This window comes from Xanthobacter albus (genome assembly GCF_043194895.2).
Taxonomy (GTDB): domain Bacteria; phylum Pseudomonadota; class Alphaproteobacteria; order Rhizobiales; family Xanthobacteraceae; genus Xanthobacter.
In genome coordinates this window covers 3,197,654-3,222,562 of the sequence record NZ_CM195532.1, presented here as the reverse complement: position 1 = coordinate 3,222,562, position 24,909 = coordinate 3,197,654, and the positions used below count along the sequence as shown (strand labels likewise).

Sequence of the window (24,909 nt, the reverse complement as noted above, 5' to 3'; positions counted from 1 at the left end):
TCAACGCCGCACATGATGTTCACAGCCCCGGCCTTGACCCTGAGGCGCCGCCGGCCTAACCACTGCCTGGAGTGAGCCCGTAGCTCAGCCGGTAGAGCACGTGACTTTTAATCATGGGGTCTCGGGTTCGAATCCCGACGGGCTCACCATTCTTCTTGACAATTAAAAAATACATTAAACGCCAATATGTTATAGGTGGCATTCTCGCCTGTGGGACCCCACGCAGGACCCCAGCCGGGACCCCGCGTGCTTCAGTCCCCGGTGAATCGCTTCCGGGCAGCGGCCTCGAATGGACTCGGTCCGTGGTTCGCGAATTGGACGTGCATGTGTTCGCGAGCGATAGACGCGGTGATCTAGGCACGGAGAGGCGCGCGGTAGGTGCCGAGGTGGGGGTGTTGTTTTTGCGAAAAAACAGATGGGGAAAAGCGCTAACGGACGCAAAACTAATTTTCCCCGCAGGCAACACGCATCCCCTTCAGCCGCCGGTCCCATGCCCTGCGCCCGAAGCTCCTTGATCCGGGCTTCCGTGTCGGCGCCCACCGTGGGCCGCCCCAGCTTCTTGCCCTCACGCCGCCTCCTCCCGCTACGCCTCCGCCCCCTGCAAGCACCGATAAACGCTCGCACGGCCGATGCCGAGGCGCCCGGCAATCTCCGTAGGGCTCACGCCCTCACCCTTCAGCCGCCGCACCTCCTCCGCCTTGGCCCGTGCCGTGGGCTTCCTGCCCCGGTACTTGCCCTCAGCCTTGGCCTTGGCAATGCCGGCCCGTTGCCGCTCCAGGAGCAATTCCCGCTCGAAGGCGGCCACGGCGCCGAAGACCGAGAGCATGAGCCGCCCCGAGGCGCTCGACGTGTTTAGCTTCTCCCCGCCCAGGTTGAGGATGACCAGCCCCACGCCCTTCGCGTCGAGGGCCTCCACGATGGACCAAAGGTGCTGCACCGACCGCGCGAGGCGGTCCAGCTTGGTCACCACCAGCGTGTCGCCCTCCCGCAGGAACTCCACGGCCCGCTCCAGTTCCGGCCGGGAGGCAGCAACGGCGCTGACGTGCTCCTGAAAGAGCTTCTCGCACCCGGCCTCCCGGAGGTCGTCAAGCTGGCTCTGGAAGCCCGCGTCCTGCCCGTCCGTGCTCACCCGCGCATATCCCACCAGCACCGTCGTTCCCCTGTCCCACTGCCCGCCTTGGCGGGTCCCACTGAACACCTCCCCTGCGAGACGGTGTGGAGGGCGTCCGATAGAGTCCATTCCGGAGTTTCGGACGCCTCGTCTCACAGGGCTTAGGGCGTCACTGAGACGCCCCCGCCCTTCCCCGCCTCAGGCAGCCTCGCCAGCCACACAGGGCATCGCCTCAGCGGCTTCGACGGCGGCACGGGTGATGGGGCTGGCGCCATCGAACCAAGCGCCCCAGGCGGCTTCAGCGGCCTTCAGCGCGTCCCAAGCCTCCCGCAGAGGGCTCCCAGGCTCTCCCATGGCCTCCAGAGTGCCGAGGACGGCGAGGCGTCCCATGTGGCCGTAGCGGCGGGTGAGCTGCCCATGCCACGCCTGACGGGCTTTGTTGGCAGCCTCAAAGAGTTCGTAACCCGACATCTCAGTTCTCCGCATGTTGTGGTGGAATGTTCGTGGGCCAATCGCTGCTCAGAACGTGAGAAAGCCTGATTCGTCTCACTGAAACTGTCAAGCACAATTCTGAGATTTTATCGAGTTTTCTCGGAAGTGATTGAGGTTCAATGCGGATTTTGACTGATCTAAAACTTATGACAGAAGCGGAATAACGCAGGCATGGGGCGCGTGTACATGCGTTGCGGGCGCCTGTGCTTGCGTGGGTGCTGGCGCGACTTGCCGTTCACGCCGGATACGGCACAACGGGCGCGTAACGCGCGGGCGGTGTCCTGCCCAGGTGCGAAGGGGGTACGGGGGGTGCCGCGCGGGCTTTATTCTATCGAGGGGGCTTCGGAAATTTCCGGCAAATATCGCCAAGCTGCCCCCACCGCCCCTGCAATAGAGGCGGTGGGGGCAGCTATTGGGTCTATTGCCGCTCTTCTAGCGACGCCGGCCGCGAATGTTCGTTCCGGTCTTACGCTCCGGATAGAAGGGCTTAAGTGCCCACTGGGCCAACTCCTCCGGCAAGGGCTGGCCTTGGAACGCTTCTTGAGCACCCGGTGGGAGAGTGAACAGCGGAGCCAATCCCGACAGCAGACCTCCGGGAGCGGCTGACGGCTGCCAGCCCTCAGGGCGGCGTGTCCCCGGAATGCTTCCGAGGGATTTGTTGTGGGCATCAATCCGCTGCTTCTCCTGAAGCAGTTGGGCGTTGGCCGCCAAGGACATGACCTTCTCGGTGGCCCGGAGGTCCCTGTCGGTTAGGGCGAGCTTGCCCCCGTTGACGGAATAGAGGGGCACCCCGTTCGCGGCGTTGACGATGCGGTAGGCATCATTCTCGAAGCGCACGGACAGGTCCGAGGAACCGTTGATGCCTTGGGCCTTCAGCTCGTTGGGGAACTGCCGGTAGACCTGATCGAGCGCCTCCTGGACCACGGGCTCCTTGCCGAGGGTGAGGAATGAGGAGCGATTGAACTGCGCCTGCCCGTTGATGACCGGGACGTCCTCCTGGACGCTCGCGGCAGCGGCGGCGACGGCATCCTTGGCGCCGATGCCCTGGGTTCGCACCAGGAGCTGGGCGCGGCGGGTAATCTCCGTCTGGGCGGAGCCAAGGTTGGCGATCTTTCCGTTCCAGCCCCAGGGCTTGAGCCATGATTCCTGAGGATCGCGGAGCTTCCCGACCTCTTCGTCGATCTTCTGGTACTGCACCTTGACCTGATCGCCATTGGCGCTCTCGGGGTCGAGGGTCCGGCCGGCGCCTTCAACGGCTTCCTGCCCGGTCCTCCCCATCTTCCGCAGGAGGTGATAGGTCTCGTAGAAGTCCCGGTCCTTGCCGTCGAGGAGGTTGTTGACGTAGGCAGGGGAGCGGGTGCGCAGCGCCTCGTAGAGGTTGACGGCCTGCTCCATGCGCTGCCGACCTTCAGGGGTCGTGAGCGAGGTGGTGTCGCCGGCCGCCTGGATGGAGGAGTGCAGGAACCCTTTCCACTCCGGGTTATCGACACCGGAAGGGACGAACATCTCCGCCTGGGCAGCGAAGACCTGCCCGTTGATGGCGCCCGGCGGCTGGCCCTGGAGCTGCTGCCTCACGCGGCCACGGATCGCCTGGGCCTGGGCGGTGACGGCGCTGTCCTTGATCTCCTTGGCGCCGAAGGTCTTCATGTTCCCCGTGAAGGGGTTCTTGGCAACAACATCCTGCACGGCATCGAAGGACCCATCCCCACGGGCAAGCGCCTCCTGGGCCTGCTTGAAGAGGCCGTCCTTCTGCTGTGTCTCCCACTCCTTTCCGAAGGTCTCGTTGGCCTTGGCCCGGAGCTGGTTGACGTCGTCCGCGAAGCGGGGATTGGCCCCGAGGCCCGGCCCGTCCTTCATCGGCGCGTCGAGCACCTTCAGGACGTTCCGAGCCTGCTGCGGCGTCAGGTTGGGCGCCTGCATGGCCGTCTTCAGGGTGCCCATGGCGAGGTCGTCGAGGTCGTTCCACTTGACGTTGGCGGCGCCAGGGAGCCTCTTCATCTCCCCGTAGATGGCCCCCATGCGCTCTCCGACCTGTTCCGGGGTCATGGAGGCGATGTCCCCGCCGAGGATCGAACGCATTCCGGTGGACATGACGTAGCCGTTGCGCTTGGCGGAGAAGCCCGCGACCTGCTCCTGCTGGCGCTTCAGGAGCATCTCACGGGTGCCCTCGACGCTCCGGTAGAGGGCCTCGTTGCCGTGGAGGTCGCCGGGGCCGGTGACGGAGAACAGCCGGTCGCTGTAGGGCTTCGAGCGGTCGGCGAGGAACTTGTCGATGGGGAGGGGGCGGCCTTCCTCGTCCACGAGGGAAAGGGTGCCGTCCGGCCCCAGGTCGCGCTCCAGGTCGGCCCGGTACTGCGCCCCGATGTTCTGCCCGACAGCCGAGCTGTAGATGCCCTTGGCGGCGGGGTTGTCGATGGCGGGAACGGTGCCGCTGGCGACGCCCTTGTTCAGCTCCTCCTGGGAGGCGGAGGTGACATAGCGGTACGCCTGGGCCTTGTCGTACTCGTCCTGCTGCTTCTTGAGTTCGGCAGCGCGGCGGCGGGCCTCCGCCATCGTCTCGGCATCGGTGCGCTGGGCGAGGTGAGCGAAGCCGCTAGAGAAGGACGACAGAGCTTCCGACCAGCGGGCCATGTCATTGTCCTGGACGGGGCGTTCGGGGGAGACGTAGGTGTCCCCGCTGTCACGGGAGACCTGGAGCGGCGCGGGGCCGGAGAGGTCACGGGTTTCAACGCGGCGGGTCGCCATGCTGGGGAGGCTCCTCAGTTCAGCAGCCGGGAGCGCTGCGCCGGCTCCAGCAGTTCAATGCGGGCAGAGGCTACCGTGAACGCTTCGATGATGACGTCGAAGGCGGAACCGGCGGCCTGGAGGTCTCGCCGGAGGCGGTCGTTCTCCTCGGCAAGCCGGGCGTTTTCCTTTCGGAGTTCGGTGACGGTGTCGGAACGCATGGTCTTCACTCCTGGGGCTTCAGATGGTCGGGCCATGTGCGGCCGAACGGGGCTGGTGGTCGTGGTCAACGCGGCTTCGATGCCGCCTGCGGCGACGGCTTCGTGCCCCCCACACGGGTGCTGGGCATGGAGCTGCCCATCCGCGCGAAGGTGGCCGTCATGCTCTCCATGGCCTCGACAGCCTGTGAGGGCGTCTCGAAACCGCCGAGGAACACCGGGCGCCCATGGGGGTCGTCCAACGTCACCTCAAACAGGCGCGACACGGGCGACCACACGAGGCCGGGGATGTGCCGGGGGCCTTTGCCGTCGCTGAGGTCCACCAGGGCCATGGCCTGGAGGCTGGGCAAGGTCAGATGCCTCCCCCGCACATGCCTTCGCCCATGCCGTGCTTGGCGGCATGACGGGCGCGGGCGGCCTCCCTGGCCTCCCTGGAGCGCTCCACGTCGGCAAGGTAGGCGTCACGGTCGGCGCGGCCGTCCTCGGTGCTCACATCGAACAGGGGGCGAGGTGAGGCGCCGTCTTCGCGCAGGGTGGTCGGAGACAGGGCGTAGAGGCCGGCGGCGACCATGGGGACCGGGATCCGGCTGCGGGACGTGGTGCCGTAAACGGCGTGGCCCGGAACATCGGCAGGGATGGCGGGGATGGTGGTCATGAGGAGATGTCCTTTCAGGGGGATGTGGTGGTCGTAGTGAAAAAACGGGGGCTCAGGCGGCGGATGCCGGAGCCGCCAAGAGGGTCTGGGAGGTGGCCATGGCCGGCGGGGGCAGAGCCGCCATCCGCTCGGCCGCCCACGCATCGGCCTCGGCCTGGGCAAGGCCCGCCAGCTCGGCCATTTCGTCGTCATCGGTGACGGCGACCAGCGACACGCGCAGGTCGGAAAAGGCCGAAGCCGCGTCCAGCATGGCCGCCCGTGCCTCGACGGCCGCGATGGGGGTGCTCCGGGAGGGCGTCCAGGCCGGATGGGACAGGGCGTCGAAGGCGGCCCTGGAGACCAGCGTGAGGGTGGCGGGGACGGCCGGGTCTGCGGCCTGAAGGGCCGTCATCACGGCGAGCATGGCGGCTTCAGCCACGCCGGGAGAGCCGGCCAGGGGCGCGACCACCTCTTCGCCGTCGCGGTCGGAGGCATGGAGCCGGTACGCCATGGCGGCGGCGCCCGGCAGCGGGCGGGCGGACACGCGGGAAGCCACCAAGAGGGCCTGGGAGGCCGTGCCGTGGGCATGGCGGGGCATCGGAATGTTCCTTTCGGGAGGGGGTGGACGGGCGCAGCGTGACCGCGTGCCTCACCCCCGGCCGCACGGAGGCGGCGAAGGGCAAGGGTTGCGGGTCCTTGGAAGGACGCGAGGTGCCCACCGGGCCGGCGAGGCGGTCCAGGGGGCGGCTGGGAGGGAGGCGGCCGAGGCCGGCTAGTCGCCGTCTTCAGCAAGGATGCCGGCCGCGCGAAGGGCCGCCAGCAAGGCGTTGAACCGCGCCACCACGTCGGCGGCGCTCGTGGCGTCCGCGACGGCTTCGGCGGGCTTCATGTCGGGGTGGTAGAAGCTGCCGGAGACCGGGCGGTCATCGGGCATTACGCCACGGCGCCGGTGGCCAGTTCGATGGCGCAATCCGCGCGGAGCACGTCGTGTCCGCAGAGGTACTTCGCGATGAAGAAGTTGCCCTGACGGCGGATTTCGTACTCGCTCTCCACCGACAGGTCGAGGAGCTGCACGGTGCCCGCCGCGTACTTGTTGAAGACGAGACCGGCGGTGGTGCGGAAGTCGCCCTGGTACTTGGCGGGGCCGGTCGTCACGTTGGTGGAGGGGACGTGGTTCGACTTCACGATGGGCAGGCCGGCGATGGTCTGCACGACACCGGAGGCAACGTCACCCTTGGCGCCAAGGTTGGTGTCCACCAGCCGGTCGCGCTGGGCGAGAAGGTAGAACTGCGCCGGGCGGAACACGGCGTAGCGGTCGGCCTGCCCCACGTTCTTCTCGTCCAGGGTCTGGGTGGCGGTGAACAGGGCCGCTTCCAGGCGGGCGGGATCGGTCCTCATGTCCGCGTGGGCGATGCGGGAACCGCCGGCCCGGCCGGTGATGGGCGAGGAGGCGCGAGCGGCAAGCGCCAGCACGGCGCCGAGGTGGGTGTCGTACTGGTAGGCCAGCTCCTGCCCCAGCTCGGCGCTGTAGATGCTGCGCACGTCGTAGTGGTTCATCGCCTCGTCCACCTCCGCGATGAACGTGTTGGACTGGAGAAGCTCATCGACGGTGATGGTCTTCTCCGCGTGGTCGATGGCGCTGCCGTCGATCCAGGTGCCGGGCGTGTGGTAGGCGGAAGAAGCGCGGCCCACCATCGGGAACTGCGCAGTCTTGCCCGTCTTGATCTGGCGAACGTAGGTCAGTTCCTTGAAGACGTTGTTCCGCTCGAACTCGGTCATGACCTCGCCGCCGAAGACCTTGAGGAAGAGGGCGTCAACGGCGCCGGCCTGATTGACTTGGCCGAGGCGGGAGGTGGTCGTATTGGTCACTTGAAGGATTTTCCTTGGGGTGTGTGAGAGAAGTTGAAGACTGGCATTCCGGTCTTGCGTGGTCCCGAACAGGCGGGGAGAACGCGGGCTTCCTGGGGTGGGGACCACAGGGCCGGGTTCTCAGTGCCCGCACGGCTGCCGCCTGGAGAGGCGTGGAGCTGCGTGGGCTGCGCTGGGCAGCATCGGGGGAGAGGGGGAGGAAGGTGGGGCCGGCGGCGCGTCGGGGTGGGACCGAACGCGGGTCGCATGGGTGCCACGGGCGCACGGAACCACCCTCCCCCGAGGGGAGAGGGCCGGACGATACGCCAGGGGAAACGAAGAGGTGCCAGCCCCTCCCGCCCGCCGCGTGGGCGCGGTGAAAGGGAAAGCCCGCATGCACGGAGGCGAACGGGAGGGGCTGGCAGGGGACCCGGCATTGCCGGGGGAGGCGCTGCAACGGCCAAGGCTGCACAATTGGCCGGAGCGCGAACGGGGAAGTTCATGGGTCTTGGAGGGGGTGCCCCCATGCCGGCATCTACCGCCGACACAGGGGCATCTCTCACACCAGGGCAGTGGGACCAGACTGCCCTTCAGGAAAATGTAGGGGGCTCTACTCGCGGTGAAGCGCGGATGGCGCAGCGGTCGGCGGGATGATCTCGACAGGGCCGGAAAGGCCCTCAAGCCGGTGCATCCGCAGGCGGACCTTGCTGCCGTCCTCGCGCTTCTCCAAGCGGGTGGCGAACGGCGCCTTGCCCGTGGCGGCGATGACATGCCAGTTGTGGCCTTCCACCAGGGGAGCGTCGGCGGCGGGAAGGCGGGCCGTGTAGCCCATGCTCAGGGGCACGAAGGCGAAGTCGCCATCGACCACCACGGGACGCACAATGCGCCCCTGGGAGGCGTCCTTGCCCGCGTCACGGGCGCGTTGCTCGCGCTGGCCCTGCGTCTTCCGGCCCCTCTTCTCGGCCTTCCGCGCGGCCTCCTGTTCGGACGGGGGCAGGAACAGCCGGCGGCGCCACGCGGCGAGGCTCTCGAAGTCGGGCACCCCCGGCCGGATGATCCAGCCCGCCCAGTCGTCAAGCCCGCCGGTGGCGGCGATCTGCGCCAGCACAACGGCCTCCGCTCGCCAGATGCGGAAGATATGGAGCATGGCGGAGTGGCCGGAGCCGACCACCGGGGGCCATCCCGCCCACGGCAGGAAGCATTGCGGGTAGCCCTTCGCGGGGTAGACGGGGCTGATGTCGGTCGGCCCATAGGGCGTGCTCTCAGCCCAGGCGTTCAGCTCGGCTTCATCCGCCCATAGGTGGCGGACATGCAGGCTTTCCACGTCCCGCCCCAGGGTCATGCAGCGGAAGGAGCCGTCGAGGTGGGACCAGATGTCATCCACGCCTGCATGGAGCCGGGCAACGTGCGCTTCGCGCTCCCGGTGGGCTCGGTAAGCGACGACATGGGCGTTGTGGGGCTCGCCCTGCTCCGGCTCCTCCGCGCTGGCGGCATCGTCCCCTTCGTCGAGCGGCGGCAGCTCCAGGCCATCCCACAGGCTGGCGGAAGCGAAGGGGTCTTCGTTCGGGAGGCAGGCGTCTTGGGCTACAACATGGGGTTCCAACAACATCGGTGATCTTCCTGCACAGTGCGGCGCATGGGCCGGGGGAACGACCACGAGCCCTTACGGGCGTCCTTGAGAGGGCGGTCGGGGCCACGAAGGGTGGCGAGGGGGCGGGCATGGCCCACGGCGGGAGGGCGAATGTGGACACAAAAAAGCGCAGCAGGACGCTGCGCATTGGTGGTCGGAGTTAGGCCCTCGTGCAACCTAAGTCATGGCATTGAAATACCGTGGATTTTCCGCTTCGTCGGCCCAGGTTCTTGGCGGCGGCGCCGAGGGTGAACAGGCCGTCCGCCGTGGCGATGGCGTCGAGGGCCTCGGCCTTGGGCGCCAGCTCGGCCACCTCCTGCTGGGCGAGGAGCTTCTGTTCCGCGTCGTCGGCCCAGGCGCGGGCGGCGGCGATGGGGTTGGAGAAGTCGGGGAGCTGGAAGGCCGGCTGTTCGTCCCGCGCCTTCAGCTCGGCTTCCATCGCGTTGAACTCGGCGATGTAGGCCATCTTGAACTGGAGCGCCTTGGGGCCGGTGAAGCCCATGGCGAGGAGCGTGAAGCCGTCCCGGTCCATGAGGTAGGCGGGGTCCTTGCGGGTTCCGAAGCCGACCTTCACGTCCAGCTCAATGCGGGAAAAATTCCCCTCAATGGCCGGAGCCTCGGAAAGCAAGGCCCGGATGGCCTTCAGCACGTCGTTATGGGGCTTCCCAAAGTACCGGGCCACGTCCCGCGAGCTGGTGACGGGCTTGCCGCCGGCCCCCTTGGTGACGGTGGGGCGGATAGTGATGGTGACGCCGTTGGTGGAGGTGTAAACAGGGTATGCGTTCATTTGGTGTGTTCCAAATTCCTTGAGGAGGACGCACCTCCCCCGTCCCCGGCAGCGGGTAGAACACCGCCAGGGCGAGGGAGACCGGATTGTGGAGGAGGCGTCAGGCCAGGGCGGCGAATGTGGACACAAAAAAGCGCAGCATGACGCTGCGCATTGGCGGTTGGAGTTAGGCTCCCGTGGGACAAAACCCGGAAGGCTCAACAATGACGTGCTCCGCGTCGGTGCGGGCGGAGGCTTCGGCTTCCGCCTTGTCCAGCTCGATCTGGTCGGAGGTCTTCCCCGAGTTCGGGAGGAGGTCTTGGGCCTTCCCCACAAGCGCTTCAGCCGTGTAGGCCTGCCCGCTCTGCGGGTCCCTGAACCCCTTCGCGAAGGCTTCCAGCTTCCGCCGGGCCACGTCACGCTCCCCTTCGGTGGCGCCACGCTCGACGAGAGCCTGAAGCTTCAGGGCGTGGGACGCGTCGTCCTGGGAGAGGTCGGTGGGGGTGGGGTGCGGGGTTTTGGGCTTGTCGTATCCCAGGAAGGCTTCGATGCCGGCATCCAGGTCCGCTTCAAAAGTCTTGTCGCCAAGATTTTTCGCCACCTTCATGTAGCGAGCGGCCTGGGAATAGGTGCAAGCGCAGTTCTTCTCGATCCACGGCTTGAACTCGCCGTGCTGGAGCATCCCCTTCACGGCGATGAGCCCCCTTCCGGCATCCGCCGCGTAGACCAGCATGGACTTGCCGTGATCGACCACTTGCTGGTGGGCGTAATTGATCGCACGGGCGAGGTAGGCGGGGTCTTCGACGAGGACGACTGCGTTCACTTCACACCCCACTTGCTCTTGAACTTTTCGATGATGCCGTGCGCCTTGCTGTCGGAGTGGTCCTTCCGGCGGCCCGGCCACATGAGGAGAAGGGCTTGCTCGACTTCGGCGAGGTCGAAGCAGGGCGTCGGCCAAGGGGAGCGCTTCTTCAGGTCCGTCCGGCCGTAGTAGCTGGGAAGGGCTTGGAGCCGCTTGACCATTCCGGCCCAGCGGCTTTCGGGGACCAGGAAGCCCATCGCATCCTGGAGGGCGAACAGGCTGGTGGGGAGCACTGCCACAGTCCCGCCGTAAATCTCACCGGTGAGATTTTTGATTTTCGGGAGGTTCACTCCGAGGCCAAAGGCGTCGGAGGCGACGCTCCCGGCAATTTGCACGTAACGCTTGGCTGGCGGGAGCCGCACTGCTATAGCAGGAAAATTCTACCTGGGATTGTAAGAATGCATATGCTCGTTCGCGAAGAGGTGCGCACCGCTGCCATCACGACGACCCTATGCGCTTTTGCTTTGTGGTGGCTCCTCGGCTGAGCCGTCTCCCCCTCTCTTCGAAGCCTTGGCAGGCCCCCCATCCCCTCCACTGAGGAGAGGGTCTGATAGAGGTCTTATACAGGGGGTACTTCGTACACCCCTGCTACGGAAGAAACTGAAGGGCAACCTATGAAAATCTTACAGGTCCCTTCAAGCTATCTTCAAGAGCACATGAAGAGTCTCTTTAAGATAAGCATTAAGTAATCTTACCCAGGGCATTAGGCTCCCGTGGGACAAAACCCAGCAGGCGCTCCAATGGCCTGGGAGCCCGCCAGAGTCGCGCCAGCGCCACGCGGCTGGCAACGTAGCCGAGCGGCACGAATGGGCCCCAGGCGAACTCCCAGGCGATCCTAGGCCATGGCGGAGAAAATGCCGCCACTCAATCGAAGATCGCCCGCAAGATGGGGTCGGGGAACAGCAGCACCGTGGTGATGCCCAACTCCGCGTGCATCCGGTGCGGCGCCGGCCATTCGATGGGCGCCATGCCCTCCTGCCTCATGAGTTCCAGTGCCTTGCCCTGCTCCTGCCCGTCGAATTTGGCGGAGCCCCCGGCAGCAACGCCACCCGGCAGGCCGATCCATTCGCTTATGACCTCCGGCATACCGGCGCAAAAGGTATCGAAGATGCGCCATTCCGTTAGGGCCGCCCAGTGCGGGATGGAATACCAGCCGGGGGGCGGGGCGCGATCGAGGCCGTCAGGCCGGTCGAGGTTGAGGCAGTCCCGAGGCGACCACCCATCCCAGGTCATGAGGGGGCGGCCATTTTCCAGGTGGGTGGGGATGTCTTCCACGCGGCATCCGTAGGGGTGGAGTGGGATGGGAGAGGGGAAGCGGGCGGGCATGGCAGCATTCATTTTGTGTTTCCCATGATATTCTGTTTGTTGAATACGCCCTTCTTCACCGCAGGCCATCGCAGCGTCCAACGACATTTTGGAATCAATTAGGGATAGATCGATTCACGTTTGTGATGCATGCACGGAAGCGCTTCAGGAGGCGCTGGGAGTCGATCCAGCAGCCGAGGCTGGGGATGTAGCCCGAGGGGGTCTGGCGGGCCTCCAAGGAGTCCGCAAGCGGCTGGATGGGCATCGCAGGGAACAGGCGTATCCCGCCCCATCGTCATCGCCTCCTCCGGCGGCAAGCTCGTCACCAGCTCGCGGGACGTGGCCCGGTATTTCGGGAAGGAGCACTACAACGTTATTCGGGACATCAACGCCTTGATTTCACAGGCTCCGGGGGCATCCCTCAATTTTGAGGCATGCCCCTATCAGGCCGTTCCTGGCGGTCGCGAGTACCCCGCCTACCAGATGGACCGGGACGGCTTCACGCTCCTCGCCATGGGCTTCACCCCCAGCCGCTACGCGGCCATGGCCCAAGGCACTCCTTGCGTCAGCAAGCTGGCAGTTCGAGATAGCCACGACGTGCGCGTGATGATGCTCCGAGGCTCCGGCGAGGCCGGAGTTGACGGCGCCCCGTGGTGGGTGGCGTCGGACGTGTGCCGAGCCCTCGGCGTCTACGTCTATGGCGGCAAGGTCAATGTGACGGAGGCCATGAAGAAGCTCCAGGCCGACGAGGTTTGGTTCGATCGGATCGAACTGACGGCCGGCTACCCGCGAAAGCACGCGCTCGTCTCCGAGAGCGGGCTCTACAAGCTCATCATGCGCTCCGACAAGCCCGAGGCGTGGGCGTTCCAAGGGTGGGTGACGCGCGTGGTGCTCCCCGCCATCCGCAAGGACGGCGCCTACGATGGACGTGCTCGCACGTGACGGTCAAGTTGCATCCCCTCACAGCCCACACGTCGCCGCACAGCCCATGCTCAGGAGAGGGAGGGCTGCTACGCACATTCTTCCTTCTTATGTCCTATCATGCTGAAATAGAGGAACGGGAGGCGAGCCACGCCCCAACAGTGGATGCTTCCGTTGAACTTAAAGCCCAGCCAGCGGAGCCACTGGATGGCCTTCGTATTCCGGGCGTCCACATGGTTACTGATATGGCCGTGCCTGTCCGCCATCTCCCGAACCCACTTCCGGCCGGCGCGAAGAAACTCAGTCTGGTGCTTCTCCAGGACCGGAGTCCCGAGCATCCACACCTGCGGCTTGAAGGCGTCTGGGGTGTTGTAGCGGAACACCCCGCACATACCGGCGAACTCTCCGCTGTCCGCGTACATGGCGAAAGCCTCCTGCGGGAGGTGATGGTAGGGGCCGAGCATTGCCAGGATGGCCGGCTTCCACAGCTTCTCGTCACCAAGGAGCGCCTCAAGCTCCGCCCGGTCAGCGGGCCGCAGGTTCTTGAGGAGAAGGTCAACGTGCTCTTCAGTTGCGGGGATGAAATGGGCCATGGCTATTCCTTCGCCTCTGCCTTGGGAAGTTGCACCGCTAGGACACACGCACGCTTCGCCTCCATCCCCGCCGCGCCAGGATAGCGCCCCATGGTCATGGGCAACGGTCCGGCCTCCTTGGAGTGGCCGACCACATCCGCCAGGGTCCAGGCTGTGAAGCCTGTGGCGCCCTGTTCAAGAGCCTCGACAGCCTTGCGGATGAACCAGCGGCGCCAGGAGTGGAAACCGGTGCGAGCTTGGCGGTGGCCGGGCAGCTTGTCTTCCAGTTTCAGTTCGCGGAGGAGGCGGGTGAAGGTCTGCGACATTGCCGTGCCGCGTGAGCGCTGCTGACTACGCTGTTCCGGCAGCTCGTGGAAGAGAAACGCATTTTCCTTCTTCCCTTTGCAGCGGAGGGACACCAGGGGCCGCAAGTCTGGGTGCAGGGGGACGGCGCGGCTTGCGGCATCCGTTTTACCCTCGACCACCTGAAGGAACGGGCTTCCCGCGCCCTCCAAGTGCACGTCCGCGACCTTGATGCCGGCGATCTCGCTGAGGCGCATCCCCGTCAGAGCCGCGACCCGGCACATATCGCCAAGCGTTCCGTTGGCTCCTACGAGGATGGCCGACACCTCCTTGTCGGTGAATGGACGTGTCGCGCCGCCGCCATCAGGAGCCTTGACCTTCTTTGCCCTGAGGCCCTGACCAATCCAGGGGTTTGCTTCGGCGCCGTGCCCTCGCTTGATCGCCCACGCCCACAGGGCGGAGAGGCCGGACACAAGCTTGTTCGCTGTCGCAGGGTCCGCGCCCGGTGTCACGAAGACCTCTTGGATATACCGCCCGGCGGCCCTCCGGTCCACGGCCTCGACGATGGGCGAGATAGACGATTTTTCAGCCCATTCGAGGAACTTCGCAACGGCTTGGCGGTAGGCCGCTTCCGTGCGGCCCGCATATTGCGCCTCTGCCAGCCAGGGTGCGAGCAGCGTTGCAATGGGCGTAGCCTTGCCCTTCGCCACATTGACGAACGCCTTCGCCGCCTCAGCGCCGTGCTTCTGCTCGATCTCCTCCGCTCGTTCGGGAAGGAGGATGTCAGCGGCTATTTCGTCACCCTGGGCAAGGGCCTCCCGCCATTCCATCGCCTCGACCACCACCGGATTGCCGCCTGCTGCCTTGGCTTCAGCAGTGCGTCTTGCTGCATCAATCTCTGCCTTCAGGCGGGCGACCACAGGCCATTTGAGCATGTTGGCCTTGACGAGGCTGTCCGTATGCAGAGGCACCTTGAGGTGAGCCTTGCCGAGCACCGGTCTGGCATCCGCAGGGACCTTCACCTTGACGCGGTATTGGTTGCCGTGAAGCTCAAGGAAACGCGTGTCGTGACGCATGCAGGGACCCCAGTAGGACCCCAAATCGGTACCCCATGGAATAAGGTAAAATCAAGAAAAATCAACGGCTACAAGGGCTCTCGGCCCGCCTGTGAAACCATCCCGACGGGCTCACCACCTCCCGCGAAAATGTTGGCGCGTTCGATTGCGGCTTTGCGCCGTCACGCTCCGTGTCGATTTCCAGATGGAAAATCCGTCGCTTCGTGCCACGAGAGGTTTATACGCTGCGCGCTCTCTCATCGGCGCGAGAGCGTTCTCACGCGAAGTGGATACCGCTTCGCGTGAGGAAAATGCGATGGGCACGCCATCCGTTGACGAGCGGCCCTGTCCTCCTCACGCGTGACTGGAGCCGAAGGCATCTTTCAGCACGTTCTGGCGTGACAAGACCTCATAGAGGGCCGCGCAGACCGTCCTTATGGAGTCATCGTCCAGATCGAGGATGTCTCGCCAATCGTAGTGGTCGAGAAGCCTCAAGGCTGTCTTGAAGCACACGTGCTGCGCGCGGATGAGACCGAGTGTCGCCGCGTCGCGCGAATCGGGAGCGAAAACCGGAACGGCGAAGTCGCCGATCAGGCGCACCTCCGCGAATTTGCCGTGATCTGAGTAATTGCACATCTCGATCGCGGAGCAATCCAAACCGGCGGCGCCCGGCGGAACGACGCTATGCACAACGCAGGTTCCGGGCGACGCGGAATTGATCTCACGGGCAGCGATCGGCGCGTGCTGGTGAAAGAGGAAAAGGGGCATCTCTTCCCGGCCCAGCTCCTGCGCCAGGTGAGCCCAGGACGAGCCGGAGCCGCAGAGATCGACGACGATAGCGTCTTCGTCGATGAGCTGGCGCGCATAGCGGAGGTCGCCCGGCGAAGTGTGAGTTCGGGCGCTGCGGCTGGTGTAGAAAGAGCTCGACGCGCGCTGCGCGCCTTTGCGCCGTGCCATCTCGTCGAACAGCAGGCGCCACATGTCGCAATTGCCGCCGGAGAACAGCACGGACCGTTTTCCGAGCTGCTCGCCGAGCCGCAGCAGGGAGACGCTGGAGAGCAGCAAGATGGGAAGATTCAAGCTTGCCTGCACGAGCTGGAGCTTGCGAGCCTGCTGATCCGGCGACCAGGTTACGAGGCGGGTTTCCCGGCACAGCTCCGCGAGCGGTCGCAGGCCGAGGGATTTCAGGACTTCCTCCACAGTGCTCAGCTCGGAAAGCGCGGTGTGGCGGGTTTGAATGTGGAGGGAGGCGGGCACCGAGACATCCGCATGCGCATCGGCGCCCAGATGCTCCTTGATCTCGATGGCGCTCGTCACGAGCCGCCAGATCTCGCCTGAGCTCTTGCCGGTGCTGGTCGCAATCAGGCCGACCTGCTGGTCAGCGCCAACTTTATCGAGGAGCCGCCGGATGATGGGCGCGCTCAGATGGGTGTCGCAGATCAGAATATCGCCATGACGCACTTCCGCGAGATTTTCCGCGATCGGCAGGGCCTGCTCAAGCTCGACCTCGATTTCGATCGCCTTGATCTCCTGCACCCGAGCGGCGTCGAGATGGAGAGCCTGGGCGAGCTCGTCGTAGATGGCGTCGATATCCCCGGCACTTCCGGCGACCGCCGCTTCGGCCTTCTTCCGCGCATCCGGGAAATCGGGCATGCCGATGCGTTGAGCGACCAGCTCGAAGATCGCGGATGGCTCGATGCAGCGCCGGGCGATCAGCGTGTCGAAGACGCCAAAAGTCCGCACGCGGGGCTTGCCCGTCTCGAGGGCGGCAAGGGCCGCCGCCGTACCATCCCCCGTCGGCGCTCCAATCCTAAAGGAGGAGATATCGAGCTTGGCTGTCTTTGCAGGAGAAGCGGTCATGGTCGGTGTTCCGATTGTGGCCGGTGTCCTGGCCGGATAGGAGGGCGCGGCGGGCTTGTCGGCCTTGGCGAAGGAAGTGGCCGCGGCGGGTGCCCCCGCCGTCGCTCCTGCCTGGGGCGGATCACGCCGCTCTCCGGGAATCGTGTTCCCCCCTTGGCCGCCAAGGCCGATGAGGCGAAGGATGTTCCGGCGGCGCGCCGGCGGCTGCGACATGAGCCACGCGTGCATGGCTTCGGGGTCGGCGAAGGGGCGCGCGCCCGGCGGGGGCGTCTCTCCCAGCCTCTCATATGTGGGGGCCCACATGCAGAGATAATCGACCGTCTGCTCGTTCAGACGCCCGCTGACCAGGCCGGAATTCTTCAGCACCTGATGGAAGACCTGGTCGCCAGCCAGGGCGATCTCCCGCGGTTGCGTGGCGAAATGGTGCAGCAGGTGGAATGAACCACGCAGGAAGAAGAAGCAGTTGGTGTCGATGTCGCGTTCGTCACCGCGGATGGGCATGAGTGACCAGTCCGGCCGGCGATAGAAGCGCAGCCCCAGGAGCCAGTCGCAATCTGGACCGATCTCCTGCGCCCGCGCCAAGCAGGCCTCCACATGGTGCGGCTGATACTGGTTGTCCGCATCAAGAAAGCAGAGCGCGTCCCAATCCTCGGCAAGGGCAAGCAGAGCACCCACGCCGCGCGGCGTGTTGCCGTAGTCGCCGTGTGCCCGGTCCAGCTTGATGTGCCGCAGCCCGGTTCCGTCGATCCAATCCTGCGGGAAGCCATCGGCCACCAGCATGTGGCCGATGGTGGCGAGCCCCTTCGCCGCCGCCGTCTGCGCCGCGACAGAGGCCACGCAAGCCTCCAGCATGGCCCGGTCTTCCTTGTAATAGGCGCTGACGACCAGCACGCGCGGTGTCCGCGGCCGGGCGGAGGAGGGCTCCGCCATGCCTGGCCGGCGCGGGAAGGAAAAACCGGTGAGGCGGGCGACGATGGTGCGCTCGCGGTCAGTGAGGGTGTCGAGCCAACGGTCGACCTGCGACGAATCCACATTGGGCTTGGCGCCTTCCGGCGGCCTTTCCCCAACGGCGCGGTAGATCGATTCCCACATGCATTGGTAGGCCACCGTGGGCTGCTGGACGACAGCCATCTTGAGCTTCGCCGCCTTTAGCGAAGCGTAGAAGATCCGGTCCCCGATGGAAGACATCGGGCGCGGCATGGAAGCGAAGCGGTGGAGCCAGGGAAAGGACGAGGGCAGGAAGAAGAAGCAGTTGGTATCGACGTGGTGCTCGATGGGCTCGTCGGCCACCGGAAGCACGCTGCCGTCGGGCCGGCGCATGGTGCGCTGGGCAACCACATAGTCGACGTTGTCGCCGTACTTTGCTGCCAGTGCGAGACACGCCGCGATGTGGTCCGGCTCGAACCAATTGTCGGCGTCGCAATAGCAGATGGCGTCGTAGTCCTCGACGACGCCGAGAAGCGTGCCCACTCCGCGCGGGGTATTGCCATAGTCGGCATGGGCAAGGTCCAGACGGATGTGGCGCACGGCCTCGCCGTCGATCCAGTCCTGGGGGAAGCCATCGGCGATCAGCATGTGATCGATAGCCGCGCCGGTCGCGGCCGCGGTCTGGTTGGCCACCGAGCGGATCGTCCGCTCGATGAGGGCCCGCTCCTCCTTGTGGTAGCTTGTCACCACAAGGACGCGCGGCTTCTTCCCCGTCTCGCTCACTGCATGCTCTCCCGGACGAAATTTGGCTGCAGGCGATGGGCTTGCAACGCGGCGCGAGCGGGTGCGGCTCTACCTCCGTTCGCGAAGCTGCGCGTACCTGCCGACGTCAGCAGGCTTTGCCGGAGGGAGCGGCCGCGAGGGCGCAATCCCGGTCTCCAAGAGCTCGCGCCGCGCGTCCGCATAGGCTATCCGCGATGTAAGAGGTGCTTCGTGGCGGGACCAGAACAGACGTTGATTGCGCCAGGCTGACCAGCGCTGGAGCGGCAGCTGGGAAGGGATGAGCGGCATCCTTAAGATTGCAGCCCTCCGTCAGTGAGGGAGGACTGCCGCAGGCCTATCCCGAGTTTGGAGAGGCGCCGCATCGCCTCTCCGCAAGGCCGCATCGCCGGGGCAAACGCCCCGGTCGCGGATACCCCTGGGTTCAATGTCCCCGCTCTGATTGCCGGTGATATCTGCTTCCCACTCTCGCGCACTTGAAGTCATTTTCTGGCAAAAATGCTCCAGAATGACCTCCGAGGGCACTACGAGAGAGGGACTTTAGATCTCGATCCTTGAGAAATTTTCGAGCACGCGATCGATGCGCGCGCGCGGTACCGTTTCACGTGCTGCACTTACCTGCGCAGCGCCTGCCAGTACACTGTGCAATCCATAGAAGCGGGGATCGCCAAGGAGGTTCGCGTGCACGAATTTCACTTTCGTTCCCATGGCACGGCAGGGCAACACGCAGTGCAGGCGCGTTGTGACCACAAGATCGGCGCTGCCGTAAAGCTCCAGCAATGCCTTCGCAAGACCCAGGCGTCGCCCGATATCATCTCGATCGGCACCTGCCGGCAGGTCATGGCGCAGTCGAACGAAGTCCTTGATCTCCTCATCGGCAACTGCAACCGGAGGGATATAAGAGCAGGTATTGATATCTACCGCAAATCGACCGGATGTTTTCTTTTCAACCGGATCGAACCCCAGTGTGAGGCAGCCGGTGAAATAGGCCGGAATCCCGTGCTTGCGGAACATGTTCACGGTCGACTCGTCACGGCATCCAATGGGGGCGTGACGAAGAAAATAATTCTTATTCTGAACGATTAGACGTTCATCCGAGCAGTGAAAGCTGATGAATATGGGAATGATCGGTGGAGGCGGGGGGAATTTCGAGATATTGTGCATAAACCAGCCGTTCATGATTACGAACAGCGGCCCGCCCTTATAATCCGACAACATTTCACGGTTGATGCATTCAACCGTTTGAACGCCGCGCTTGCTCAGGAAATGCATTGCGGCAAGCGTTTGAATGTCATCACCGATATTCTCGGTGTTGGCCCATATCACACCATATCGGCGCTCAAGGTTGGAGAGCTTTCGGTAGACCGTCGTTTCATGCACGCCGATGAAAGGAGTGAAATCCCGGTGATATTTTTTTACGAAACCACTGTCTCGATGATCGATCTCGACCGCCTCGTAATGATCCCGAAGCAGCGTTTCTTCGAGAAAGAACTGACCATTATATACAACGAGAAGCCCCCCCGGCTTCAGGCGCCGATCTATGCTAAGAAGTGTTCTGTGAAAGGTCTCGAAATAATATAAATCTTGTCCATCCGGCCATCTGCAGAGCACGGACATGCAAAAAATCAGATCGTAATCAGAGTCAAGATCCGCCGGATCTACAAAATATTCAATATCAGGGTCTGGGTTATTTCGCTGATTGCTCTCTATAATCTCGCGATCGATATCTATTCCGTGGATGGTGCTGCTAGGGAAATATTTATCTCGAAGCGTGCGCACCTCTTCGCCAGTAGAGCAGCCGAAACTCAGGATTTTCGGTGAAGGTCCGAGCGCGGCGACCTCGCGAAATATCTCCGGCGTCCTATCGTATTTCGTCCAATTGCTTTCTTGGTTCTGTAGATTCATCGATGCCGCCTGCGAGTTTATGAAATTTCAAAGATAGGTGCCGGCGAGGGCATGCATGATGCTGCCCTTCGGAAACTCGACGTCATTCTTGTCGATACCCGCCCGGCGCCACATCTCGTTGTAGAGGTGCAGGAAGGCGGAGCTTTCAGGAAGGCTCTCGCCGGGACTCATCAGGGCAGAAGGGCAGCGCCACCAATCTACCGGATTTGCGAACTCCGGCGGCATGATCTGAAATCCGTGCTTCGGATATATGGACACGATGGCGGTAAGCAGCGCAGGACCGATTTCGGACCAGATGACGTCCGATTTCGGGAACCGGTGCGTATAGGCGAGTGCGAGGTCGATAACGTTGCCGGCGTGGGGTTGGGGGTTCGACAGCACGTTTCCATTGATGCCCAGAGGCCCGGCCTGTCCTTGCTGCCCCTGCGTGCGCTCTGTCACCATGAAGGGTCCCTGCGGCATCGCGGACGGGGGGCGCAGGGCAATTACGTCGGTATCAGTGTACAATCCACCGAAGCGATTCAAGACGGCATAGCGGAAGTAATCGGAGAAGCCGGCATATGAGCCGCGTGAGTTCAGAAACACCCGCGATTCCGGAAGCACGTCGCGTGCATCGCGAACGGCGGCGCCAGCCGGAGCGTTCTGCACTCCGCCATAAGTCCAGATCGTCAGATCCCAGCCCTGCGCGACGAACGAGCGCGCGCAAAGCGTCTCCAGGCGCGACAAGTCTCCATACGCCCAGAACATATGGGCTGCACGACTTCTCGGAGCTTCCGATAAGGACGTCATGAAGCAGGCTACTCCAGTCTAGAGATGATTTTTACCAGGCCAATCTTGCTTCGATATCAGCGGACGTCGACACATTTCTCCAAATCAATGAATTGATACACCTATGATATTTGACCATTTTTTGAAGCTAGCGCCAGCGCGTGCGCGGGGCAAGGGGCCGATGGTCTCATCCCCAAATTACAACGAGTGGCAGCGGTGGAATATGAACGCGATATATATTTGCACATATGATTGTGCGTAAGTTTTGTTGTGAACTGAATGCAATTTGAATGCGGAATTAGTTCATTGATACGTAAATAACTCTGCGGTGTTGATGGTTGTGCAATGGGGCTCATGGCTTGCCATATTTAGCCGACTTCGTAAAATGGCTCTCCGGGGTCACGACGTTTTTGCGGCCGCCTAGCTCATAGAGGGGCACGCGTGGTTCGTGGGTGCTGCAAGGGCCTTTGCGAATGTCCAAGGTAACCATATGTATTCCGGTATACCGGGCCAGTTCTTTTCTGCATCAGACTTTGAGCCATCTCCTGAAGCAGACATACCGCGACATCCGGATCGATCTCGCCATTGAGCCTGAAGGCGAAGATGAGGCGCGAATATGTGAGCGATTTTCTGACGATGGTCGCGTTCACTACCGGGTCAATGATCGCGTCCTTGGCTGGGCTGAGAATATCGCCGCGATGCTGAGGCGGGTTTCAAGCCCATTCTTCCTCGTGCTGCCCCACGACGATTTTCTGCATCCGCGCTACGTGGAATGGCTGCTGCCTGTGGTGGAGGCTGATCCGCGCGTGGTGTCGGCCTACGGTGATATTCAATTCTTGAACGCCGCGCGGCCGACACGCCGCAGTCAAATTCTCGATGAGGGGCCTGTTGCGGAGCGGTTGATTTCCTTTCTTGCGGCAGGAGGCGAAGCGCCGCCGTGGCGTGGGCTCACCCGTAGCGAGGTTCTCACCGCCAGCGCCTTTCCGGTCGATGCTTTCCGGGGGTTTCTGGTGGAATGCGAATGGGCCTTCCATCTGCTCACGCAGGGCATTGCCCGACACGTGCCGCGGACCCTTTATTTCAAGCGCCTTCACGCGGATGGCCGGGTCACCGCCTCTGTCGCACGAAATCGGGTGGACCTATCGGTCCAGCGCGCGGGGTTGGAGGACCACAGGCTGCGGCTGCGCCGTCGCGCCGCCGCGGCATTGCCCGTGTCGCCGCAGCTGCAGCTCGTCGAAGCCGGTATCGATGCGGTCGCAGCGCTCCGTTTCCTGTCAGGACGCTTGGGGCCGGGGGAGGTCGTTGAGGAACAATTGCGGCGAGCGCTGGCAATCTGCGATCATCACTCGGAGGTTTCAGGCGCCATTCGCATACGCAGCCTCGCGCATGTGGCCCTTGCACATTTCCATGCTCAGAATGGGCGGGATCCGAAGGCCGCGCTGGAAGCGGCGGAGCGTGCTGTAGCGGCAGATCCCGGCAGCCCGCTGGCGCTCCAGGTGCTGGCGCGCCAGCGTCTCGATGCTGGCGACGCATTCGGGGCCCTGGTGGCCAATGCCGCCCTGGGGGATGTCGCCCCATGGTTCATGGACAGTGACGCGCTCCAAGCCGCAGCGGAGGCCGCCTTCCAGCAGACATTGAGCGGGCCTGCGGAAGGAGGGCGGCTGTGATCGCGATTATCGGAGCGGGTTTGCAGGGCGCGTGCCTGGCCCTGGAACTGGCGGCGCTGGGTCAGGCGGTCACGCTGATCGACGCCGCCCCCGAGCCGATGAGCGAAGCCAGCCGATGGAACGAAGGCAAACTGCACCTGGGCTTCGTTTACGCCAATGACCCTTCGCGGCGCAGCTCGGATGCGATGATCCAGGCTTCTCTGGAATTCCTGCCCAATCTGGAACGTTTGCTGGGCCGAGACCTCTCGCATGTGGTGGCGCCCCATCGTTTCGTTTATGGCGTGCCGAATGATTCCCTGGTGACGGTGGCGCAGGTTGGGGAACATTTCGAGGGCATCGCCCGGCGTCTCGCCGGGCATGCGGGGCGCTGGCCGCGGATATTCGGAGGGCAGGCCTGGCAGCCTCCCGTGGAGGTGGCCGTCGACGGGGTCTTTGCCGGGGATCACGTGCCGGCGGCCTTCGCCACGCCTGAGATCGCGGTGGATACGCATGCGCTCGCCGATCTGGTGGCGGCGCGGCTGCGCGAGGAGCCGCTGGTACGGCTCGTGACTGGCATGGAAGTCGTGTCCGTGAACCGGCGGGAGGGCATGTTCCGCCTGGATTTCGCCGACGGAAGTTCCGAGCGCGGGTTTCGGTCGGTCGTGAACGCGTCCTGGCGCTCGCTCATGCGGCTCGACGCAACCGCCGGCTGCCATCCCGGCCGCCCCTGGCTATACCGCTACAAGACGGCAATACATATCCGCGGTTCTGCTGCGGCCATCCCCTCCTGCACATTCATCGTCGGTCCTTACGGTGATATCGTCAATTTTGGTGACGGGCGTTTCTATCTCTCCTGGTATCCGACCTGTCGCCTGGCGATGTCGGATCAAGCGGATCTGCCTCATATGGCCGATTTGGATTCCGGCCAAAGGGCCACGATCGCGGCCCAGAGCCTGCAGGGGCTGGCAAAGCTGATCCCGGGCGCTTCGGGCATCGTCCTTGATGAAGCGCCAGATGTGCAGGGGGGCTGGATCTTCGCCTGGGGCGGCAGCGACATCTCCGATCGCCGCAGCGAATTGCACCAGCGCCACGATGTCGGAGCCTTTGTCGACAAGGGCTATATCTCCGTCAACACAGGTAAATACTGCATGGCACCTTTCAACGCCTTGCGCTTGGCGCGGCGGATCGTTGAACAGGGATAGGCGAGGGGCCGGGCTGGTCCTCGATAACGGGCCGATGTCCACCTCGTCGACAGAGGTCTGGTTGTTGAGCGCGAACGCCATTCTCGCCTGGGCGGACGCGACAAGTGATGCGTGTTGCTCGTGCGTTGAAGGCGTCTGGCGTCCGCGTGCGGGAAACGGCAGCAACGGCGAGATTTTCGGAAGGGTCGCGCCGCCTATGGTCCGATCGCGACATAAAGGGCCCGGCTGAGGTCGGCGGAGAAGCGGCCGCCGTTCGACATGCCTTCGAGCGCGGTGTTGGTGAAGGCCACCAGCGTCAGGCCTTTGCCGGGATCGACGAACCAGCTATGGCCATAGGCACCACCCCACCGCCATGTGCCCGGAGACTCGGACACGCCGGCCGCGGTCGCATCGCGCAAGATCGAGAAGCCGAGGCCATAGCCCCAGCCGGGTGAGCCTTCGATATCGAGTTCGCCAATGTGATCTCGCGCCATTTCAGCCGCGGGTTCGGGAGAAATCACCGGCCCGCCGCCCGATCGCAGCGCTTCTAGAAGTTCCATCGTGTCGCTGGCGCTGCCGATCATGCCGGCGCCTCCGGACGGGAAGGCCTCCGGGTCGAAGGCGCGTGACGGGTCCATGCGCAGGCCGGGGAAACCGGGAAGAAACGGCACCAAGTCGGGCTCACGCATCCGGCGCGGATGCGGGGTGTCGTCGGCGTAGGCGGCAGCCAGCCGGGCCGGGTCCGCAATCGAGAAGCCGGTGTCGTTCAGCCCGAGCGGTTCGGTCACAAGCATCCGCACCGCCTGCGGCAATGCCTGTCCCGTCGCGGCCTCGATCAGTGCTCCGACGACATCGATGGCGAGCGAATAGCAGAACCGCGTGCCCGGTCGAAATAGCAGTGGCACTCCGGAGAGCCGGCGCAGGTTCTCAGCGAGCGTGATGCCGGTTCGGTCCATGCCGTCCGAGACACCGGCGCGATGCAGCGGCCCGTCTTCCGGCTCCAGAAAGCCGTAGCCGAGACCGGACGTGTGGGTGAGGAGGTGGCGCAGTGAGATGGCGGCTGGCTCGCCACCGAAACGCGGCGCGAAATGCGGGAGCCACTTGGTGATCGGCCGATCGAGATCGAGCTCGCCTTGCCCGACCAACGCCATGGCCGCCGCCGCGACGAAGAGTTTGGACACTGAAGCGAGGCGGAACAGCGCATCATCGCGCATCGGGGCACCGGCCTCGCGATCCGCCAGGCCAGCGGCACGGGCGTAGACCGGCTGGCCGTTCCGGCGCACCAGGACGACGGCGCCGACGATGCGCTCGGCGGCAATCGCACCGTCGATGACGGCATCGAGCCGCCTGGAGAGCGAGGTGGAAGACGTCTGAAGGGGGCGTTCGAGCATGAGAGTTCCG

General features: G+C 64.3%; 23 protein-coding genes and 1 tRNA gene. 4 read left to right on the top strand and 20 right to left on the bottom strand.

What is annotated here, in order from left to right:
• Positions 1 to 73 precede the first annotated feature (73 nt).
• A tRNA-Lys gene (locus V5F75_RS14415) sits at positions 74 to 149 on the top strand.
• A gap of 434 nt (positions 150 to 583) precedes the next feature.
• Here V5F75_RS14415 and V5F75_RS14410 read toward each other — a convergent pair.
• The 14 genes from V5F75_RS14410 to V5F75_RS14345 form a co-directional block, all read right to left on the bottom strand.
• Positions 584 to 1,150: a recombinase family protein gene (locus V5F75_RS14410; protein WP_509212089.1), complete on the bottom strand. Its 567-nt coding sequence runs from the start codon at positions 1,148 to 1,150 to the stop codon at positions 584 to 586.
• A 159-nt stretch (positions 1,151 to 1,309) separates the two neighbouring features.
• On the bottom strand, positions 1,310 to 1,582 hold the full coding sequence (locus V5F75_RS14405) for a hypothetical protein (protein ID WP_509212088.1): 273 nt from the start codon (positions 1,580 to 1,582) through the stop codon (positions 1,310 to 1,312).
• A 453-nt stretch (positions 1,583 to 2,035) separates the two neighbouring features.
• Positions 2,036 to 4,348 (bottom strand): hypothetical protein, encoded by a 2,313-nt coding sequence (locus V5F75_RS14400; RefSeq protein ID WP_509212087.1) that lies wholly within the window; start codon positions 4,346 to 4,348, stop codon positions 2,036 to 2,038.
• A 14-nt stretch (positions 4,349 to 4,362) separates the two neighbouring features.
• A complete protein-coding gene (locus V5F75_RS14395; RefSeq protein WP_394034877.1) occupies positions 4,363 to 4,548 on the bottom strand; it encodes a hypothetical protein in 186 nt (61 codons plus the stop codon).
• Between the two features lie 65 nt (positions 4,549 to 4,613).
• Positions 4,614 to 4,895 (bottom strand): hypothetical protein, encoded by a 282-nt coding sequence (locus V5F75_RS14390; protein ID WP_394038131.1) that lies wholly within the window; start codon positions 4,893 to 4,895, stop codon positions 4,614 to 4,616.
• A 2-nt stretch (positions 4,896 to 4,897) separates the two neighbouring features.
• A complete protein-coding gene (locus V5F75_RS14385) occupies positions 4,898 to 5,200 on the bottom strand; it encodes a hypothetical protein (RefSeq protein WP_394038133.1) in 303 nt (100 codons plus the stop codon).
• 52 nt (positions 5,201 to 5,252) lie between these two features.
• Complete coding sequence (locus V5F75_RS14380; RefSeq protein ID WP_394038135.1) at positions 5,253 to 5,777, bottom strand: hypothetical protein; 525 nt, start codon at positions 5,775 to 5,777, stop codon at positions 5,253 to 5,255.
• A gap of 174 nt (positions 5,778 to 5,951) precedes the next feature.
• A complete protein-coding gene (locus V5F75_RS14375) occupies positions 5,952 to 6,113 on the bottom strand; it encodes a hypothetical protein (RefSeq protein ID WP_394038137.1) in 162 nt (53 codons plus the stop codon).
• Positions 6,113 to 7,048 carry a major capsid protein gene (locus V5F75_RS14370; protein WP_394038139.1) on the bottom strand — a complete coding sequence of 312 codons (936 nt, stop codon included), beginning with the start codon at positions 7,046 to 7,048 and terminating at the stop codon, positions 6,113 to 6,115. Before V5F75_RS14370 ends, V5F75_RS14375 begins: the two co-directional genes overlap by 1 nt.
• 589 nt (positions 7,049 to 7,637) lie before the next feature.
• Entirely contained in the window at positions 7,638 to 8,636 is a 999-nt protein-coding gene (locus V5F75_RS14365) for a hypothetical protein (protein ID WP_509212086.1), read from the bottom strand.
• A 181-nt stretch (positions 8,637 to 8,817) separates the two neighbouring features.
• On the bottom strand, positions 8,818 to 9,444 hold the full coding sequence (locus tag V5F75_RS14360; RefSeq protein ID WP_394037856.1) for a Rha family transcriptional regulator: 627 nt from the start codon (positions 9,442 to 9,444) through the stop codon (positions 8,818 to 8,820).
• A gap of 166 nt (positions 9,445 to 9,610) precedes the next feature.
• Positions 9,611 to 10,246: a DUF3102 domain-containing protein gene (locus tag V5F75_RS14355; RefSeq protein ID WP_394037854.1), complete on the bottom strand. Its 636-nt coding sequence runs from the start codon at positions 10,244 to 10,246 to the stop codon at positions 9,611 to 9,613.
• On the bottom strand, positions 10,243 to 10,620 hold the full coding sequence (locus V5F75_RS14350) for a hypothetical protein (RefSeq protein ID WP_394037852.1): 378 nt from the start codon (positions 10,618 to 10,620) through the stop codon (positions 10,243 to 10,245). Before V5F75_RS14350 ends, V5F75_RS14355 begins: the two co-directional genes overlap by 4 nt.
• Before the next feature lie 529 nt (positions 10,621 to 11,149).
• Positions 11,150 to 11,560, bottom strand: a complete 411-nt coding sequence (locus V5F75_RS14345) for a hypothetical protein (RefSeq protein WP_394037850.1) — start codon at positions 11,558 to 11,560, stop codon at positions 11,150 to 11,152.
• Between the two features lie 369 nt (positions 11,561 to 11,929).
• Between V5F75_RS14345 and V5F75_RS14340 the strand changes: the two genes are divergently transcribed.
• On the top strand, positions 11,930 to 12,532 hold the full coding sequence (locus tag V5F75_RS14340) for a BRO family protein (protein WP_509212085.1): 603 nt from the start codon (positions 11,930 to 11,932) through the stop codon (positions 12,530 to 12,532).
• A 68-nt stretch (positions 12,533 to 12,600) separates the two neighbouring features.
• Here V5F75_RS14340 and V5F75_RS14335 read toward each other — a convergent pair whose 3' ends face one another.
• The 5 genes from V5F75_RS14335 to V5F75_RS14315 form a co-directional block, all read right to left on the bottom strand.
• Positions 12,601 to 13,104, bottom strand: coding sequence for a hypothetical protein (locus tag V5F75_RS14335; RefSeq protein WP_394037846.1), 504 nt, complete (start codon positions 13,102 to 13,104; stop codon positions 12,601 to 12,603).
• A gap of 2 nt (positions 13,105 to 13,106) precedes the next feature.
• Positions 13,107 to 14,462 (bottom strand): DUF6538 domain-containing protein, encoded by a 1,356-nt coding sequence (locus V5F75_RS14330; RefSeq protein WP_394037844.1) that lies wholly within the window; start codon positions 14,460 to 14,462, stop codon positions 13,107 to 13,109.
• 333 nt (positions 14,463 to 14,795) lie between these two features.
• The gene (locus V5F75_RS14325) at positions 14,796 to 18,011 is read right to left on the bottom strand and encodes a hypothetical protein (RefSeq protein WP_394037842.1); all 3,216 of its coding nucleotides are present in this window, start codon (positions 18,009 to 18,011) and stop codon (positions 14,796 to 14,798) included.
• A gap of 537 nt (positions 18,012 to 18,548) precedes the next feature.
• Positions 18,549 to 19,913, bottom strand: a complete 1,365-nt coding sequence (locus V5F75_RS14320; protein WP_394037840.1) for a polysaccharide pyruvyl transferase family protein — start codon at positions 19,911 to 19,913, stop codon at positions 18,549 to 18,551.
• A 27-nt stretch (positions 19,914 to 19,940) separates the two neighbouring features.
• Complete coding sequence (locus tag V5F75_RS14315; protein ID WP_509212084.1) at positions 19,941 to 20,702, bottom strand: glycosyltransferase; 762 nt, start codon at positions 20,700 to 20,702, stop codon at positions 19,941 to 19,943.
• A gap of 452 nt (positions 20,703 to 21,154) precedes the next feature.
• Between V5F75_RS14315 and V5F75_RS14310 the strand changes: the two genes are divergently transcribed.
• A complete protein-coding gene (locus V5F75_RS14310) occupies positions 21,155 to 22,348 on the top strand; it encodes a glycosyltransferase family 2 protein (RefSeq protein ID WP_394037836.1) in 1,194 nt (397 codons plus the stop codon).
• Positions 22,345 to 23,529, top strand: a complete 1,185-nt coding sequence (locus V5F75_RS14305; protein ID WP_394037835.1) for an FAD-dependent oxidoreductase — start codon at positions 22,345 to 22,347, stop codon at positions 23,527 to 23,529. Before V5F75_RS14310 ends, V5F75_RS14305 begins: the two co-directional genes overlap by 4 nt.
• Before the next feature lie 194 nt (positions 23,530 to 23,723).
• Here the strand turns inward: V5F75_RS14305 and V5F75_RS14300 are convergent, their stop codons facing one another.
• Positions 23,724 to 24,899, bottom strand: coding sequence for a serine hydrolase domain-containing protein (locus tag V5F75_RS14300; RefSeq protein WP_394037834.1), 1,176 nt, complete (start codon positions 24,897 to 24,899; stop codon positions 23,724 to 23,726).
• Between the last annotated feature and the right edge of the window lie 10 nt (positions 24,900 to 24,909).

What these genes read in the sequence shown, in the direction of transcription:
- V5F75_RS14405 (WP_509212088.1), bottom strand. Translation starts at nt 1,582, where the DNA reads ATGTCGGGTTACGAACTCTTTGAGGCTGCCAACAAAGCCCGTCAGGCG.
- V5F75_RS14300 (WP_394037834.1), bottom strand. Translation starts at nt 24,899, where the DNA reads ATGCTCGAACGCCCCCTTCAGACGTCTTCCACCTCGCTCTCCAGGCGG.
- V5F75_RS14385 (WP_394038133.1), bottom strand. Translation starts at nt 5,200, where the DNA reads ATGACCACCATCCCCGCCATCCCTGCCGATGTTCCGGGCCACGCCGTT.
- V5F75_RS14375 (WP_394038137.1), bottom strand. Translation starts at nt 6,113, where the DNA reads ATGCCCGATGACCGCCCGGTCTCCGGCAGCTTCTACCACCCCGACATG.
- V5F75_RS14380 (WP_394038135.1), bottom strand. Translation starts at nt 5,777, where the DNA reads ATGCCCCGCCATGCCCACGGCACGGCCTCCCAGGCCCTCTTGGTGGCT.
- V5F75_RS14360 (WP_394037856.1), bottom strand. Translation starts at nt 9,444, where the DNA reads ATGAACGCATACCCTGTTTACACCTCCACCAACGGCGTCACCATCACT.
- V5F75_RS14315 (WP_509212084.1), bottom strand. Translation starts at nt 20,702, where the DNA reads ATGACGTCCTTATCGGAAGCTCCGAGAAGTCGTGCAGCCCATATGTTC.
- V5F75_RS14335 (WP_394037846.1), bottom strand. Translation starts at nt 13,104, where the DNA reads ATGGCCCATTTCATCCCCGCAACTGAAGAGCACGTTGACCTTCTCCTC.
- V5F75_RS14365 (WP_509212086.1), bottom strand. Translation starts at nt 8,636, where the DNA reads ATGTTGTTGGAACCCCATGTTGTAGCCCAAGACGCCTGCCTCCCGAAC.
- V5F75_RS14400 (WP_509212087.1), bottom strand. Translation starts at nt 4,348, where the DNA reads ATGGCGACCCGCCGCGTTGAAACCCGTGACCTCTCCGGCCCCGCGCCG.
- V5F75_RS14395 (WP_394034877.1), bottom strand. Translation starts at nt 4,548, where the DNA reads ATGCGTTCCGACACCGTCACCGAACTCCGAAAGGAAAACGCCCGGCTT.
- V5F75_RS14320 (WP_394037840.1), bottom strand. Translation starts at nt 19,913, where the DNA reads ATGAATCTACAGAACCAAGAAAGCAATTGGACGAAATACGATAGGACG.
- V5F75_RS14310 (WP_394037836.1), top strand. Translation starts at nt 21,155, where the DNA reads ATGTCCAAGGTAACCATATGTATTCCGGTATACCGGGCCAGTTCTTTT.
- V5F75_RS14330 (WP_394037844.1), bottom strand. Translation starts at nt 14,462, where the DNA reads ATGCGTCACGACACGCGTTTCCTTGAGCTTCACGGCAACCAATACCGC.